The sequence below is a fragment of the Pseudomonas sp. MONT-RG-20F-20-E-7-02 genome (genome assembly GCF_022662395.1).
GTDB lineage: Bacteria > Pseudomonadota > Gammaproteobacteria > Pseudomonadales > Pseudomonadaceae > Aquipseudomonas.
Genome location: NZ_JAKNQN010000036.1, coordinates 1 through 656, shown reverse-complemented (window position 1 = coordinate 656; position 656 = coordinate 1). Strand labels below are relative to the sequence as shown.

1 protein-coding gene is annotated in these 656 nt (G+C 57.3%); it reads right to left on the bottom strand.

The annotated features are described in order from the left end of the window. A partial coding sequence (locus L8I05_RS29410; protein WP_236375624.1) for a ribonucleotide-diphosphate reductase subunit beta occupies positions 1-656 on the bottom strand: 656 nt, incomplete at both ends.

Genomic DNA, 656 nt, shown 5'->3' with positions numbered 1-656 from the left:
GCATCCCACAAATGCGGGTTTTCGATTTTGATCTGGTTGATCACATCGATACCGAAGTTCAGGTGCATCGACTCGTCGCGCAAGATGTACTGGAACTGCTCGGCCACGCCGGTCATTTTATTGCGACGGCCCATGGACAGGATCTGGGTGAAGCCGCAATAGAAGAAGATGCCTTCCAGCACGCAGTAGTAGGCGACCAGGTTGCGCAGCAACTCTTTATCAGTCTCGACGGTGCCGGTTTCGAACTTCGGATCGGAGATCGAACGGGTGTACTTCAAGCCCCAGGCGGCCTTTTTGGCCACCGATGGAATCTCGTGGTACATGTTGAAGATCTCGCCTTCATCCATGGCCAGCGATTCGATGCAGTACTGGTAGGCGTGGGTGTGGATCGCTTCTTCGAAGGCCTGGCGCAGGATGTACTGGCGGCATTCCGGGTTGGTGATCAGGCGGTAGACGGCCAGGACCAGGTTGTTGGCAACCAGGGAGTCGGCGGTGGAGAAGAAGCCGAGGTTGCGCATGACGATGCGGCGTTCGTCGTCGGTCAGGCCTTCGGGGTTTTTCCACAGGGCGATGTCGGCGGTCATGTTGACCTCTTGCGGCATCCAGTGGTTGGCGCAGCCGTCGAGGTATTTCTGCCAGGCCCAGTCGTACTTGAA